Source organism: Lysinibacillus sp. LZ02 (assembly GCF_050613145.1).
GTDB lineage: Bacteria > Bacillota > Bacilli > Bacillales_A > Planococcaceae > Lysinibacillus_B.
In genome coordinates this window covers 2,805,424-2,821,422 of sequence record NZ_CP192507.1, presented here as the reverse complement: position 1 = coordinate 2,821,422, position 15,999 = coordinate 2,805,424, and the positions used below count along the sequence as shown (strand labels likewise).

Annotated in this window: 12 protein-coding genes; 10 read left to right on the top strand and 2 right to left on the bottom strand. The window is 37.3% G+C overall.

The features are described 5' to 3' along the window. Positions 1-285 precede the first annotated feature (285 nt). Positions 286-1,428 carry a Ger(x)C family spore germination protein gene (locus ACQQ2I_RS13805; RefSeq protein ID WP_431027368.1) on the top strand — a complete coding sequence of 381 codons (1,143 nt, stop codon included), beginning with the start codon at positions 286-288 and terminating at the stop codon, positions 1,426-1,428. Between the two features lie 72 nt (positions 1,429-1,500). Here ACQQ2I_RS13805 and nspC read toward each other — a convergent pair whose 3' ends face one another. Together nspC and ACQQ2I_RS13795 are read right to left on the bottom strand one after the other, a co-directional pair. Beyond that, a complete protein-coding gene (nspC, locus tag ACQQ2I_RS13800) occupies positions 1,501-2,640 on the bottom strand; it encodes a carboxynorspermidine decarboxylase (protein WP_431027367.1) in 1,140 nt (379 codons plus the stop codon). A 1-nt stretch (position 2,641) separates the two neighbouring features. Then, on the bottom strand, positions 2,642-3,871 hold the full coding sequence (locus ACQQ2I_RS13795; protein ID WP_431027366.1) for a saccharopine dehydrogenase family protein: 1,230 nt from the start codon (positions 3,869-3,871) through the stop codon (positions 2,642-2,644). Between the two features lie 334 nt (positions 3,872-4,205). Between ACQQ2I_RS13795 and ACQQ2I_RS13790 the strand changes: the two genes are divergently transcribed. The 9 genes from ACQQ2I_RS13790 (at position 4,206) to ACQQ2I_RS13750 (ending at position 15,993) form a co-directional block, all read left to right on the top strand. Further along, a complete protein-coding gene (locus ACQQ2I_RS13790; RefSeq protein ID WP_431027365.1) occupies positions 4,206-4,730 on the top strand; it encodes a hypothetical protein in 525 nt (174 codons plus the stop codon). 581 nt (positions 4,731-5,311) lie between these two features. Then, on the top strand, positions 5,312-6,307 hold the full coding sequence (locus ACQQ2I_RS13785) for a tetratricopeptide repeat protein (RefSeq protein ID WP_431027364.1): 996 nt from the start codon (positions 5,312-5,314) through the stop codon (positions 6,305-6,307). Positions 6,308-6,413: 106 nt separating this feature from the next. Then, complete coding sequence (tig, locus tag ACQQ2I_RS13780; RefSeq protein ID WP_431027363.1) at positions 6,414-7,703, top strand: trigger factor; 1,290 nt, start codon at positions 6,414-6,416, stop codon at positions 7,701-7,703. A gap of 222 nt (positions 7,704-7,925) precedes the next feature. After that, on the top strand, positions 7,926-9,194 hold the full coding sequence (clpX, locus tag ACQQ2I_RS13775) for an ATP-dependent protease ATP-binding subunit ClpX (RefSeq protein WP_431027362.1): 1,269 nt from the start codon (positions 7,926-7,928) through the stop codon (positions 9,192-9,194). Between the two features lie 268 nt (positions 9,195-9,462). Then, a complete protein-coding gene (gene lon / locus ACQQ2I_RS13770) occupies positions 9,463-11,799 on the top strand; it encodes an endopeptidase La (RefSeq protein ID WP_431027361.1) in 2,337 nt (778 codons plus the stop codon). Between the two features lie 5 nt (positions 11,800-11,804). Continuing rightward, positions 11,805-12,386 (top strand): ribosome biogenesis GTP-binding protein YihA/YsxC, encoded by a 582-nt coding sequence (gene yihA / locus ACQQ2I_RS13765; protein WP_431027360.1) that lies wholly within the window; start codon positions 11,805-11,807, stop codon positions 12,384-12,386. A gap of 123 nt (positions 12,387-12,509) precedes the next feature. Next, complete coding sequence (locus ACQQ2I_RS13760; protein WP_431027359.1) at positions 12,510-12,692, top strand: YjfB family protein; 183 nt, start codon at positions 12,510-12,512, stop codon at positions 12,690-12,692. Positions 12,693-12,806: 114 nt separating this feature from the next. Then, positions 12,807-14,495 carry a hypothetical protein gene (locus ACQQ2I_RS13755; protein ID WP_431027358.1) on the top strand — a complete coding sequence of 563 codons (1,689 nt, stop codon included), beginning with the start codon at positions 12,807-12,809 and terminating at the stop codon, positions 14,493-14,495. 64 nt (positions 14,496-14,559) lie between these two features. After that, positions 14,560-15,993 carry an S-layer homology domain-containing protein gene (locus ACQQ2I_RS13750; RefSeq protein WP_431027357.1) on the top strand — a complete coding sequence of 478 codons (1,434 nt, stop codon included), beginning with the start codon at positions 14,560-14,562 and terminating at the stop codon, positions 15,991-15,993. Positions 15,994-15,999: the final 6 nt, after the last annotated feature.

The window sequence follows — 15,999 nt, the reverse complement described above, 5'->3', positions numbered from 1 at the left end:
GTGCTTTTTAGTGAAATGATTAATAAAAAGACGCTTGCTCGTTGATTGGGGCGGAGGCGACTCGACTCCAGCAGGAAAAGCACGAGCTGAAAATCCATTTCTTTCGGCATTAGCCGAAAGAAATTAGTTGAAGCCGTGCCTGCGGAAAGCGAGTCAGCCGTAGCGGAAATCAACACGCGTGTTTAAATATTAAAATGTTATTAGGTGTTCCATGTATCAACATATAGGTTTAAGTATAAGTTCAATGTATTTAAAAAAAGATACTATAAGAAGTGATGATACAAAATGAAGAAATGGTGGACTATTGTACTAAGCATAATCATATTGTCCGGTTGCTGGGATGTAACGGAGCCGGAAAGAATGTACTATGTTTATGGTGTAGGTGTAGACTATGTTGATGGAAAATATAAAGTCTACGTGCAACTAATTGATTTTACGAATGTGGCAAAAACTGAGCAGCCTAATCCGCAAGTAGTTCAAACTGAGATTGGGATTGCACATGGTGAAACGATAGCTGAGGCATTTTTTAATTTTTATCATTCACTAGATATGCGTCTTTTTTGGGGACATTTATCTGTTGTTATCTTGTCGGAAGCGGCCCTTCAAGAAGGGAGAGCCAATATGGTAGTTGATTCTTTTAATCGCTACCGAGAAACAAGATATCAAATTTGGGTATATGGAACGCGAGATGATTTATCAGAGCTAATGTTAGTAACACCTGTATTAAATAAAGCAATCTCTCTTTCTAAATTAACGATACCGTTCAATTCTTTCTCCCAAGAGTCGTTTCTTTTACCTGTTAATTTTCGTCAATTTAATATAGCGTTAAATGAGCCGAACTATAGTATAGCCATACCTTATATTCGATTGACTGAAAAGTGGAAAACAGAAAAGGAAAAACAAAAAGTTATCGAATTTGAAGGGGTTGCCATTACGGCACGAGATGGGTTAAAAGAAGTTTTTAAAGAGGAAGAAATTGATGGTTTACGATTTATGCAGGAGGAGACAAAGCGCGGGGAGTTAACGTATTTCATCGAGGAGAAGCCTGTAACGGTAGTCATAGAAAATATTAAAGTGGATGTAAAGTCGAAGGTGAAAGATGGGGGTTTTGTGTTTGATATTACGATCAGGCTGAATGCAATTGCGGATGACTTTCATACAGAGATTACAAAAAAACAAATCGAGAAAACTGTTATAGAAGAAGTGGAAAAAAGAGTGAAGGAAACGTATCAGCATACGTTGAAAAAGGATATTGATATATACAATTTATCCAATTACGCATACAAGCAACACGTGAAACAATGGAAAAAGGTGGAGAAAGATGGACAAATCCCCCTTGATGAAGATTCCATTACTTCAATCAAAATCGATATTGAAAAGCTAAGCGCAGAACGTAAAGAATTTACAGAAACGATTAAAGAAAAGTAATATTTCTTCTAAAATGTATAAAGGTGAAAAACGAAAAACCAACCTCGCTTCAGATGCAAGGTTGGTTTTAATTTATGAAAGGCGGTTACGGTAATCTTCGTAGTGGAATGTACGAATGACTTTCATGCCTTCTTCTTCATTGTATAGGCAAATACTTGGTAAGTTGACACCATTGAACATATGTGTTTTTACCATTGTATAGTGCGCCATATCTGTAAATACTAAACGATCGCCAGGCTTTAATGGTTCATCGAATGAATAATCCCCAATTACATCACCAGCAAGACAAGTCATACCACCTAAACGGTATGTATACTTTTTCTCGTTTGGCATGCCAGAGCCGATAATCATCGGACGGTACGGCATTTCAAGCGTATCTGGCATATGGCAAGTTGCAGATGTATCTAAAATCGCTAAATCCATACCATTTTTAATCGTATCAAGCACAGTAGCAACAAGGTACCCTGTATTTAAGGCACAAGCTTCACCAGGTTCTAAAATAACCTTTACGTCATATGTGTCCTGAATACGATTAATTAGTTGGACTAATAATTCTACATCATAGTCTTCGCGTGTAATATGGTGACCACCACCAAAGTTTACCCACTTCATTTGATGTAAGTATTGCCCGTATTTTTCCTCAAAATGTACTAAAATACGCTCTAGTACATCTGCACCTTGTTCACACATTGCATGGAAATGAATTCCTTCAACACCATCAAGCTCATTAGGACGAAATGACTCGAATGGAATCCCAAGACGAGAGTTAATATAACAAGGATCATAAAGTGGCGTTTCTACCTCGGAATATCCAGGGTTTACTCGTAAACCAATCGAGATATTTTTTTCATGATTCAAAACTTTTTCTTTATACTTGTTTAATTGGTCGAATGAGTTGAATACAATGTGGTCAACATAAGTTAAATATTCATCAATTTCATGCTCAGCGTATGCAGGTGCATAGGCATGAACTTCCTTACCGAACTCCTCAAACCCTAGTCGTGCTTCAAATAAAGAAGACGATGTAATACCAGCAAGATAATTACGTGCTAGCGGAAAAGTCGACCACATTGAAAAGCCCTTTAGAGCAAGTAAAATATCGCAGCCTGTTCGATCTTGTACAGATTTTAAAATTTCCCAGTTGCGTTTTAATAAGCGCTCATCTACTACGAAAGAAGGAGATGGAGCTGCTTTCCAATCGATTTGCGTCATCTTATTTAGCCTCTTCTTTTGAAGTGAAGTCTAAGTCAACTAGTTCTGGGTTTTCAGTTTCTTGCCATGGTAGACCCCATTTATTTAATGCATCCATGAATGGGTCTGGATTGAAATCTTCTACATTCCATACGCCAGGTTTTTGCCACTCGCCGTTCATCACAAGCATTGCACCAATCATCGCTGGTACACCTGTTGTGTAAGAAATCGCTTGTGAACCAACTTCACGGTAACATTCTTGGTGGTCACATACGTTATATACGTAGTATGTTTTTTCTTTGCCATCTTTCATACCGCGAACGATACATCCGATGTTTGTTTTACCTTTTGTAAGTGGTCCAAGTGTTGCTGGGTCTGGTAAAACAGCTTTTAAGAATTGAATTGGTTGAATCATTTGACCTTCAAATTCGATTGGCTCAATTGAAGTCATCCCAACGTTTTCTAAAACGCGTAAGTGCGTTAAATATTTTTCACCAAATGTCATCCAGAAGCGAATTTGTTTTAAGCCTTTAATGTTTTTCGCTAAAGATTCTAATTCCTCGTGATAAAGAAGGTAGCAATCTTTTGGACCAATCTCTGGTAAATCGTATACCATTTTATATTCTAATGGCTCAGTTTCTACCCATTCGCCTTCTTTCCAGAAACGACCGTTTGCTGTAATTTCGCGAATGTTAATTTCTGGGTTGAAGTTTGTTGCGAACGGAAGACCGTGGTCGCCACCGTTTGCATCAACGATATCGATGTAGTGAATTTCATCGAAGTGGTGTTTTTGTGCATGCGCTGTGAATACGCCTGTTACACCTGGGTCGAAACCAGAGCCTAGAAGTGCAGTAATACCTGCTTCTTCAAAGCGCTCTTTATAAGCCCATTGCCATTTATATTCGAATTTAGCAGTATCTAACGGCTCGTAGTTAGCAGTATCTACGTAGTGCGTTTTTGTTGCTAAACATGCATCCATAATAGTTAAGTCTTGATATGGTAAAGCTACGTTAATTACCACATCTGGTTTAAATCCATTGATTAGTTCAATTAGCTCGTCCGTATTGTCCGCATCCACCTGTGCAGTATGGATGATTGTTTTACCGCCGTCTAATTTTTCTTTTAAAGCATCACATTTTGATTTTGTTCGACTCGCGATCATAATCTCTTCGAATACTTCAGAGTTTTGTACACATTTGTGTACCACTACGCTAGCAACACCGCCAGCTCCAATAATCAATGCTTTACCCAATTTCTTGTCACGCTCCCTAGTGTGTCAGTATTTAAAACAAGATTGATTATACCGAATACTTACGGTGCTAGCAATGATTTTTTACCAACAAAAAATAGGTGTATTTTTAGTAGTGAAAAGCCAATAATAAAAAGAAAAACGACTGGAAAAAAATTAGAAGAATATTGTATAATACAGAAAAAAACGTACATAAAGAGCGAAAGTGAAAAAGTTCGTTTTCGGCTTTTGTGTAGTCCTATGAGTTGTTGAAAAAAGCAGTAGAGCATAAAGTGTAAAATAGCACGAAAAGATTACCCCATATGTAACCTATTAATACGAAAAGAAGGTGATGAGGATGTCAAGAGTGTTTATGTTAGGTTTTATTTTAAGTCGAATGCTTAACCCTTTAAGTTACACGGTTTTTATTTTATTTTTTATAATGGTTAGTGTAAGCACGGGAAATATTATTCCGAAAATGGCGCTTCAAGGCTTTGCTGAGGTAATGCATCCCCTGTATTTACCGCTGTTACTCATGAGCATATTAGTACATGTCATTGTCATGATATTAATGGTTAACTTTATTTATCGGGTCATTGTAGAGGGGAAGTATATTGTTAAATTATCAACATTTGGATTTTTAATTGCCCTTTCGACGGTTCAACTCTTTACGTATTTTTGCATGAACGCATTACCACAAGTAGGTGTACCAGGAAGGGTTGAAAGGCAAATTGCAGATTTTGTCCAGCATACTGCGCTGAATTATTTTGAACTCTCTGCTCTTCTATTTATGGGGTTATTACTCGCACTATATGTAGGTATTTTAGGGCGTGAAAAGTTTAAAAAAAATATTGGCTTTATTGATGATACATTATACGAATAATGGTGGGTATTTTTTATCCCGCATTAACGGGCATTAAGACTCCCACCTCAAGGCTTAAGGAAAATCGAGAAGCATAGGTGGGAGATCAACTGCCCGTAAAAGCCCGATTGGTTCAACTAACAATCAGTGGGGGATGAGAAAAACCCCCCCACTGATTGAAGTTTCACTTTATCTGTCTAAAATAAGGGTGCGCTTCGTGATTGAAGTAGCATCCTTTTATTTATCCCGCATTAACGGGGAGTAATTTATTGTAAATGATTGTCTTTTTCCATTACGGCTGTTACAGCAATGTGCAAGTTTGAATTCCATAAGTTTATATGAATGTTTCGAAGTTCTTACTATAATTTAAACATGCGTTTTATACTGGCTATTACTACATTATTAAAAACAATAAATCCGTAATTTATTGTTTAGCTCCTTCTAATCTCGTAGACTATAGCACAGTAACATTTTTGTCTCTATAATAAACAAGAAGAGTTGGGGGAAATAAAAAGAACGCGATTGTGACTAATAATTGTTCAATCGGGCATTCCTTTGTAAAATGGGTACATATAAAGGTCAAGACCGGGAGTGAAGACGTTTTGAAGAAGAAAAGAAAAAAGCTGCAAGTGTTTGAAAATGTCGTAATGTTTCCTGGCACAGTAGAGCAATTGTTGTCACAAGCACATGGATACGCAGAACAATACCAATATGATTTAGCGAATCAAAAATTTGCCGAAGCCTTACAGTATACGTACGGAGATGAAACGGCATTAAGTGTCTATGCCTATTCATTATATGAAGCGCGTGATTTTGAGAAGGCCAAAGAAATTTGTGAACGCCTTTTAGAGATAGGTCCTTCTATGTACTTTGAGGCGATGGAGTTATACTTAACGATTTGTATGCAATTACGCCAATTTCAACAAGTAGAAAAAATTATTGAATCGTTGTTAGAAGAAGAAGTAATCCCAGACGAACAACTTGATAAATTTCTACGGCTCAAAAATTTAAATGCTGATATTGTGGAAAAGAAGCGCGAGCAAGAAGAACAAATAATCGCGCAAGAAATCATCGACAATGAGTTGTCAACAGCACAATTTCTTGAAAAAACAACCGAGGAACAGCTTGTCATGGCGCAAGATTTAACAACGGTAAATGTTCGTCCCATTGCACCGATATTAAAGGAAGTAATTGAACATGAAAAGACCCATCCGTTTATTAAAAGTTTGCTTCTTATATTATTAGTAGAGCAAGAGGTGGCAATAGATGTTGAGGTTAAAAAGTTTAATCGAGCCCGAATAGTCAATCCAGCTGAACTTGAATTACCGACAGGGTTGCCTCATTTTCAAGCCATTACAACGAATATTTTAGAACAATTACATCAAGAGCCTTCGACATTAGAGCTTGTGCAACATCTCATCACAAAGCATGCCATTGCAACGTATCCGTTTGAATGGCTCGATTACGATGATGAAGACGTGGCGATAGGTTATATTGATTTTGTTCGACAAATGTTTGGGAAGGTACAGGAGATGGATTATGAGATAATCGACTTTCTCCAACAGTTAGAAAAGTTAACAGAATTACAACATATGTGAAAAAAGTTGAAACTCAGCTCATCTATGATATACTAAAATGGTTGTCAAATCGTATAAAACGAAACAATTGGTACACAACCTTAAACTTATTTTGGAGGTCATTTATATGTCAGTAAAATGGGAAAAACAAGAAGGAAACCAAGGATTATTAACAATTGAGGTTTCTGTTGAAGAAGTAAATAAAGCTTTAGACAAAGCATTCAAAAAAGTCGTAGTACAAATCAACGAACCAGGTTTCCGTAAAGGAAAAATGCCTCGTCCATTATTCGAGAAAAAATATGGTGTAGAAGCGCTTTATCAAGATGCTTTAGAAATCGTTATTCCAGATGCATACTCAAATGCAATTGATGAAGCAGGTATCGAGCCAGTTGACTACCCAGAAATCGCTGGAACAGAAAACTTCGAAAAAGGTAAAGCATTCACTTTCACAGCTACTGTAACAGTGAAGCCAGAGCCAAAATTAGGCGCATACAAAGGTTTAGAAGTAACAAAACTTCCAACTGAAGTAACGGATGAAGAAGTAGAAGCACAAATTCAAGATCAATTAGCGAAAAAAGCTGAACTTGAAATTAAAGAAGATGGCGCTATCGTAGAAGGCGACACAGCTGTAATCGATTTCGAAGGTTTCCTAGGTGAAGCAGCATTCGAAGGTGGTAAAGGCGAAGATTACGCACTAGAAATCGGTTCTGGTTCATTCATTCCAGGCTTTGAAGAGCAATTAGTAGGCGTTAAAGCTGGCGAATCTAAAGACGTAGTTGTAACATTCCCAGAAGAATACCATGCTGCTGAACTTGCAGGTAAAGAAGCTACGTTCAAAGTAACGGTTAAAGAAGTAAAAACAAAAGTACTTCCAGAATTAAACGATGAGTTTGCTAAAGAAATCGACCCAGAAGTTGAAACTTTAGAAGCGTTACGTGCTAAAATTAAAGAGCAAACTGCTGAGCAAAAGAAAGCTGAATCAGAAGGTGCATTACGTGATGATTTAGTAGAAAAAGCAGCAGAGAACGCTGAAATGGAAATTCCAGCTGGTATGATTAACACGGAATTAGATCGTATGATTCAAGAATTCGGTCAACGCCTTCAAATGCAAGGTATGAACCTTGACTTATACTTCCAATTCTCAGGACAAAATGAAGAAGCTTTACGTGAGCAAATGAAAGCTGATGCTGAAAACCGCGTACGCGTTGCATTAACTTTAGAAGCAATCGCAAAAGCAGAAAACATGGAAGTAACTGAAGAAGATATCACAGCAGAATTAGATGCAATGGCTGCTCAATTCGGTATGACAGTTGAACAAATTAAAACAGCTCTAGGTGGCACTGCTATCCTAGAAAACGATATTAAAACAAAGAAAACAGTTGAATTATTAGTAGAGAACGCTAAAATCTCTGAGTAATTGAACGAGAAATATACGACATTTAGTAGCGAGTCGTATAAAATGGACTTTATAAGTAAAAACAAGGTACGGAGCTCCCGTGCCTTGTTTTATCACATTTATCTTCAATTTTTATACATAATTTTTAGCAGTATACATAGAGGCAATGATTTTGACAGTCAATATATTTGATAAAGGTCACAGAATCTTGTAAGATTGTTGCTTGAATAGGGGTGAAACAAATTGTTTAAATTTAATGATGAAAAAGGCAATTTAAAGTGCTCTTTCTGTGGAAAACCACAAGAACAAGTTCGTAAACTGGTTGCAGGTCCAGGCGTATATATTTGTGACGAATGTATCGAGCTATGCTCTGAAATCGTCGTTGAAGAGCTAGGTGTGGAAGAAGAGATTGAGTTTAAAGATATTCCAAAACCAAAAGAAATTCTTGGTATTTTAGATGAGTATGTAATTGGACAAGAACGTGCCAAGAAAGCGTTAGCCGTTGCCGTGTACAATCACTATAAACGCATTAATTCGAATTCAAAAATCGATGATGTAGAGTTATCAAAATCAAATATCGTGTTAATCGGGCCAACTGGTAGCGGTAAAACATTACTAGCACAAACATTAGCACGAATTTTAAATGTACCTTTTGCTATTGCTGATGCAACTTCTTTAACAGAAGCGGGTTATGTAGGGGAAGATGTAGAAAATATCCTATTAAAACTAATCCAAGCAGCAGATTATGATATTGAGCGTGCAGAAAAAGGGATTATTTACATCGATGAAATTGATAAAGTAGCGCGTAAATCAGAAAATCCATCGATTACACGTGACGTTTCTGGTGAAGGTGTACAACAAGCATTATTAAAAATTCTTGAAGGTACAGTAGCAAGTGTGCCGCCACAAGGTGGACGTAAGCACCCACATCAAGAATTTTTACAAATCGATACATCAAATATCCTATTTATCGTAGGTGGTGCGTTTGATGGTATTGAGGGAATTATTAAGCGTCGTCAAGGCGAAAAAGTAATTGGTTTTGGATCAAATCCGAATAAGCAAGAGGAAGTAGAAGGTTCATTACTTTCTCAATTGATTCCTGAAGACTTATTAAAATTTGGTTTAATTCCAGAGTTTATTGGTCGTCTGCCAGTATTAGCTTCTTTAGAGCAGCTAAATGTAGATGCATTAGTACGTATTTTAACAGAGCCGAAAAATGCATTAGCGAAGCAATATCAAAAAATGCTGGAATTGGATAATGTTGAACTAGAGTTTGAAGAGGAAGCTTTAGTAGAAATCTCTAAACTTGCTATCGAACGTAAAACGGGAGCGCGTGGACTACGTTCGATTATTGAGGCAACAATGTTAGATGTAATGTATGAATTACCATCACGTGATGATATTGTAAAATGCATTATTACGGCTGAGACAATTACGAACAAAGCTGAGCCGAAACTTCTTTTAGCCGATGGGACAATATATAAAAAAGATAATGAAAAAACTTCTGCATAAATAATTCATCTTATCTAGTAAAAATTGTGATTTATGCCAATGGATTAATGGATTGATATGGCATTAAAAAAGGCAATCCGTGAATGCAAAAGTAATTTTACTCGAATCTTTCTCTAAAAAATGGACATCATAAAAAGCTGGCTTCGTACGTGTCACTTTTAGCACAGTCGACGTCAGCTTTTTGTTCAAGTCCGCTATACATAGTTTGATTATGAAAATCGTATTTACACACATACTACAATTGCGGGTTGTTGCGTATTGATTTTGGATGGAGGTGAATACCCGCGTGAAAAAAATCGAAGAAAATGTTCCGTTACTCCCTTTAAGGGGATTGTTAGTATTCCCATCAATGGTGCTACATATTGATGTTGGTCGTGAACGCTCAGTAGCAGCGCTTGAACATGCAATGTTAAACGATAGCCGCATATATTTAGCTACACAACAGGATATGCGTGTAGAGTCTCCGGAGAAAAATGATTTGTATGATGTAGGTACTGTGGCAAATGTAAAGCAAATGTTGAAGTTGCCTAATGGTACGTTACGTATTTTAGTTGAAGGCATTGTACGGGCGAAGATGGTGAAATATCGAGAAGGAGATCAATTTACATCTGCTGATATTGAACTGTACGAAGATTCAACAACGAAAGATGCAGAAATAGAAGCATTAATGCGTACATTAGGTGGCTATTTTGAGAAGTACGCTAAAATGTCCAATAAGATTACCACTGAAACAATTGAATCTGTGAAAGATATTGAAGAGCCGGGTCGTCTAACAGATGTTATTTCTTCTCATTTACCACTGAAAGTAGCAGAGAAGCAAGAAGTTTTAAGTATTTTCAACATTAAAAAGCGTTTGGACTACTTAATTATCCGTTTGCATGATGAGCAGGAAGTAATGGCGCTTGAGAAGAAAATTAATACAAAAGTAAAGCAAGCGATGGAACGTACGCAAAAAGAATATTTCCTTCGAGAACAAATGAAGGCAATCCAACAAGAACTTGGAGATCGCGATGGTAAGACAGGCGAGGTTTCTGATTTACGTAAGCGGATTGAAGCAGCAAATATGCCTGAATCAACACGTAAAGTGGCGTTAAAAGAATTAGATCGCTATGAAAAGTTACCTGCTGCAAGTGCAGAAAGTGGCGTTATTCGAAACTATGTGGAATGGTTAGTGTCGATTCCGTGGGATGCTAAAACAGAAGATCGTTTAGATATCAACTATGCTGAAGAAATTTTAAATCGTGACCATACAGGTTTAGATAAAGTAAAAGAGCGTATTTTGGAATACTTATCTGTACGTCAATTGATGAATTCATTGCGTGGTCCGATTATTTGTTTAGCAGGGCCTCCAGGTGTTGGTAAAACAAGTTTAGCTCGTTCGATTGCGGAAAGTTTAGATCGTAAATTTGTGCGTATTTCACTTGGTGGCGTTCGCGATGAATCTGAAATTCGAGGGCATCGTCGCACGTATGTTGGGGCAATGCCAGGGCGTATTATTCAAGGTATGAAAAAAGTAGGGACGATCAATCCCGTATTTTTACTTGATGAAATCGATAAAATGTCAAATGATTTCCGCGGTGACCCATCAGCAGCGATGCTAGAAGTACTGGATCCTGAGCAAAATAATACATTTAGCGATCATTATATTGAAGAGCCATATGATTTATCAAATGTATTATTTATTGCGACAGCAAATGATTTGAGTACAATTCCAGGCCCACTTTTAGATCGTATGGAAATTATTTCGATTGCTGGCTACACAGAAATTGAAAAGACAGAGATTACGAAAAATCATTTAATTCCAAAGCAAATGAAAGAACATGGCTTGAAAAAGTCTCAATTAACTGTGAAGGATGAAGCAATACTTGATTTAATTCGTTATTATACGCGTGAGGCAGGTGTGCGTGGCTTAGAACGTCAAGTCGCAACAGTTTGTCGTAAAGCGGCTAGAATTATTGTGACAGGGGAAAAGAAGCGTGTAACAGTTTCTTCCAAAGTGCTTGTGGAGATGCTAGGAAAGCATCGTTTCCGTTATGGGCAAGCTGAAACAAAAAATCAAATTGGTGTAGCAACAGGTTTAGCCTATACAACAGTTGGTGGCGATACATTGCAAATCGAAGTTTCGTTAACGCCTGGTAAAGGGAAGTTACAACTAACAGGGAAACTTGGTGATGTAATGAAAGAGTCTGCACAAACAGCTCTTTCGTATGTTCGTTCATTAACGGATCAACTCGGTGTAAAACCAGAATTTTTTGATGAGCATGATTTGCACATCCACGTGCCAGAAGGAGCAGTGCCGAAAGATGGCCCATCAGCTGGTATTACAATGGTAACGGCTATCGTTTCAGCGATAACGAAAAAGCCGATTAAACGTGAAGTCGGTATGACAGGGGAAGTGACACTGCGCGGTCGTGTATTACCGATTGGTGGCGTAAAAGAAAAATCACTAAGTGCACACCGGGCAGGCTTAACAACCATTATTTTACCAAAGGACAATGAGCGCGATATTGATGATATTCCAGAAATTATTCGCGAGCAGTTGTCATTTAAATTAGTGTCACAAGCGGAGGATGTGCTTGAACTGGCACTTGATGGAGGGTTTTAGAAAAAATGAAAGTCCATAATGTCGAAATGGTCATTAGTGCCGTTAGACCAGAGCAATACCCTGAAGATGGACTTCCTGAATTTGCGCTAGCAGGGCGCTCTAACGTCGGGAAATCTTCATTCATTAACCGTATGATAGGGCGTAAGGCATTAGCGCGTATATCTTCAAAACCGGGTAAAACACAAACATTGAACTTCTACAAAATTGAAGAACAATTATTTTTTGTGGACGTACCGGGCTATGGTTATGCAAAAGTATCAAAAACTGAGCGAGCAGCTTGGGGCAAAATGATCGAAAAATATTTTACCGGCCGTGATTTATTAAAAGCGGTTGTATTAATTGTTGATTTACGTCATGCACCAACGAACGATGATTGCATGATGTACGACTTTTTAAAGCATTACAATATCCCTTGTATTGTTATTGCAACAAAATGTGATAAAATCCCGAAAGGTAAATGGGATAAGCATAAAAAAGTTGTGCGAGAAACATTGCAGATGGATAAACAAGATCCATTAATCGTGTTCTCATCTGAGAAGGGGATTGGCTTTGAACAAGCATGGGCTGAAATCGAAGGCCGTATGTAACTAAGGAATAGTTGAAAAATCGTCATTACGATATGTAATGGCGATTTTTTTATGAAGAATTAATGATAATTACTTGATGAATAAATAATCTTGTCGATAAAGAGAGTAGGAGGTGCAACTACTATGGATATCGCAGCATTATCAATTGCTATGAATCAGTCACAACTAATGCAAAATGTATCATTAGCTGTTGCTGATATGGCAATGGAGCAACAACAAGTACAAACGCAACAAATGATCGAAACGATGCAATCAGTTGATGCACCACACCCAACCTTAGGGAAAGCGATTGATATTTCTATTTAATCGCACAACGGAATGGACGTGCCAATCATTCCGTTTATTTGTGTTTTTAAAAAAGTAAAAAACATAATTTTATAACTTTTAATCGTATGGATAAATGAAGGAGGAGCTATATACATGCTAAAGAAATTAAGTATATCCATCCTTTCATTCGTTCTACTCATAACATTGATTCCGTTTGTGAATCCAGCACAAGCAGCATCAGTTTATAAAGGAACTTTTGAAGGTGTTACATATACGGAAGTAGAGTTGAAAGATGGAACCGTTGAAAAAACGAATGCGAAAGTGACGATCCGTAATAGCTCAGGACGTACAACGACATTTAATTTGCTAGATACTACATACTACTATGTGAATGGTACGGTTTCAACGATTGATGCATTTAAAAAAGGGATGGAAGTAACGGCTACTGTTAATTTACGTAGTGTGACCCGTCTTGAAGGAAAGTCAGATATCGAACAAGGTGCCATTGTCGAAAATAGTAAACAATTAACGGGAATTGTAACAAAAATTGACCCGAATGGGATGTTTGTTCGAGTAAAAATGGATACAGGTATAGAAAAGCAATATTACTTAAACAGTGATACGGAATATGTGAAAGGAAAGTCACATGTTGATATTAGTACAATGTATGAAGGGGACCGTGTGAAATTAAAGCTTTCATCTGCTTCTTCATCCGTAGTTTCTGAAATCGAAATCATTCAAGTAGGGACGCTCATTCATAATTTATACAAAGCAGAACTAAGCACGGTTAACACGCGTAGCAATAAATTGACTGTAGCGAATGCGTATCCATTTGAAGATTGGGAGTTTGGGACAAGATCGAATTCAAATTTACAATCCGTTACATTTACGAATCACACAACGATTTATGCTGGAAACAAAAAGATTACGAAAAATCAATTAAGTTATTACCGCAATAGTGATATTTACTATGTAACGAAAAAACAATATGGTCGAGAGTTGATTGAAAAAATAGTCGTGCTAGAAGATAATGAGCGCACATTCTACGACCAAATTACAACGGTTGATACAACAAATAAGTTCTTCCGTTTAAAAAATTTTGGTTTAATGTATTACCACGATGGTTCTATTTTAGTGCGCAACGGTCGTCTAGTGGAGCCGACTACTTTAACGGCTTGGGGAACAGCATTTGTCTTAACGGATGGTGTGACGAAGAGCAATTATACGCACATTGTTAACATTACAAATGATAGCTTCTTATCACCAAACTTAGCAACACATGAATTGTATTTTGGTCAACTTTCTTTAGTAGAGCAATCTAATTATTTATTGGAACTTGCGGATTATACAAAATTAGAAGCGGGTTCTCATGCTTGGGTACGTGAAGAAGAGGATGCCAAAACGTTGTCGTTTAGTAATTCTACTGTTGTGACACGTAGCTTTGGTGGCTCTGACTCAGTACTTGTAACCAATTTAGAAGTGCGTGAAGGCATGTACGGTTACTTCTATGTAAAAGATGGTCATGTACAAGCCATTCATTTAGTAGGGAAAGATAAATTACAACCAACTGTCACATTAGCGGGTCGTATCGCGTCGATTAATGTTATAAATACAGGTTCAAATGGTATTGATGCTAAGGCAGAAATGGAAGTAAAAGATGTAAGTCAGTGGTATGAAGGGGCATGGTTAGATACAGGGCGCCTGAATCGTATTGAATTAGATCAAGTATTAATTATTAAAGATCGTAAGCGTATCACGGTTAACCAACTAAAACCGAATGATCGTGTAGTTATTTTGACAGATGATTCCTTTGATGCACAAGTTATTTTAGTAAACGAATAATCAAATTCGGGCATGTAGAACCCTCTACATGCCCCACTATTCTGTAAGGAGAGGGGCTGAACCAATGTTAAAAAAGCAAGGCTTAGTATTTTTAGTAGTGGCCTTCCTATTAATATTAGTCAATCCAATGAAATCATCCGCTGAAATTGTTGATTTAACGGGTGGTATTAAAAATGAGTATACATATGAAGAATATGTGTTTATTTTAGGGCAGCCAATGCATTTTACTGCAACAAGTAAGGATGTTAAAGTAACAGTTTCAGAGAAAAAAGATAAGATTACAGAAACATATAAAATTAAAATGCAAAGTACAAATGGAGCTACATTAGATAGAACTGTTACATACACGTACAATGTCAGTAATTATGATGCAATTGGTCAAAGCACAGCAACGGGGGAAGTTACAAGATATAGTGAAAAAATTAAGTATCAAGATGCAACAATTGAATTAAAAGATTATCAAATGTCGAAAAGTCATATTACAGATAAGCGTCCGGCATCAGACTATACATCTGGGAACTCCGTCGTTCGTAAAACATATGAAATTAAATACAAGGGCGGTCAAACGCAAACCGTCGTTGTACATGGTTCTGGTAAAGATGCAAGTTATGAAAATTTCTGGGGTGCTGCGGAAACACAAATTATGGAATATATATTTGAGTACCCAAATGACACAGTCGGCACTGTCACGAGTCGAGTGAGCCACACGAAATCTCGTACGCTAAATTACGAGGAAAATTTGGGGTCTTTAGCTAGTTTTGAAGGGGGTTATGCCGTAAATAGTGAATCAGATACGATTTCACAGTATGTGTATGACTTACCAAAGGAGTCAGGCACAATTGAATTTAATGCAGAATATATGCCCAAAGTGGAGCGTTTAATCGTTCCGAAATTTCGGGACTTATCCGCTCATTGGGCAAAACCGAGTATTGATAAACTATATTCACTAGGGATTTTTGATGACAAAGCTAACTTCTTCTCACCAAATACACCGATGAGTCGTTATGACTTTGCTGTAGCTATTGGTAAAGCTATTGATCTGCGGGTAGAAGTGGGTGGAACAACAAAGAAAAAAAATTCAACATCGACTATTTTTAAAGATGTGAAGCGTACGCGTCCAAACTATGAATATTTAGTAGCTGCCTATAACAAAGGGGTTATTAATGGAGTAAATGGGACGACCTTTAATCCTGAAGGGAACTTAACACGTCAACAAGCAGCAGCGATTATTGTGCGTGCGCTTGGAATGGAAGGAAGAGCCCCAGATCCTGGTTATACAACGTCGTATAAAGATGATCATAAAATTTTAAATTATGCGCGTGATGGCGTGTATGTCATTACACAGCTAGGCATTATGAATGGATCACAAGGTTACTTTAACCCAAGTGGTACATTAACGCGTGCACAAGCAGCGGCAATTATCGAACGTGTTTTAGAATACTTAGAAAATGATTTAAAACAAAACTATCGAGATGATATTTTATTCTTTGAATACTAGGAGGGA

Coding starts and splice junctions, on each gene's coding strand:
- ACQQ2I_RS13805 (WP_431027368.1), top strand. CDS start 286: ATGAAGAAATGGTGGACTATTGTACTAAGCATAATCATATTGTCCGGT.
- nspC (WP_431027367.1), bottom strand. CDS start 2,640: ATGACGCAAATCGATTGGAAAGCAGCTCCATCTCCTTCTTTCGTAGTA.
- ACQQ2I_RS13790 (WP_431027365.1), top strand. CDS start 4,206: ATGTCAAGAGTGTTTATGTTAGGTTTTATTTTAAGTCGAATGCTTAAC.
- tig (WP_431027363.1), top strand. CDS start 6,414: ATGTCAGTAAAATGGGAAAAACAAGAAGGAAACCAAGGATTATTAACA.
- lon (WP_431027361.1), top strand. CDS start 9,463: ATGGAGGTGAATACCCGCGTGAAAAAAATCGAAGAAAATGTTCCGTTA.
- yihA (WP_431027360.1), top strand. CDS start 11,805: ATGAAAGTCCATAATGTCGAAATGGTCATTAGTGCCGTTAGACCAGAG.
- ACQQ2I_RS13760 (WP_431027359.1), top strand. CDS start 12,510: ATGGATATCGCAGCATTATCAATTGCTATGAATCAGTCACAACTAATG.
- ACQQ2I_RS13755 (WP_431027358.1), top strand. CDS start 12,807: ATGCTAAAGAAATTAAGTATATCCATCCTTTCATTCGTTCTACTCATA.
- ACQQ2I_RS13750 (WP_431027357.1), top strand. CDS start 14,560: ATGTTAAAAAAGCAAGGCTTAGTATTTTTAGTAGTGGCCTTCCTATTA.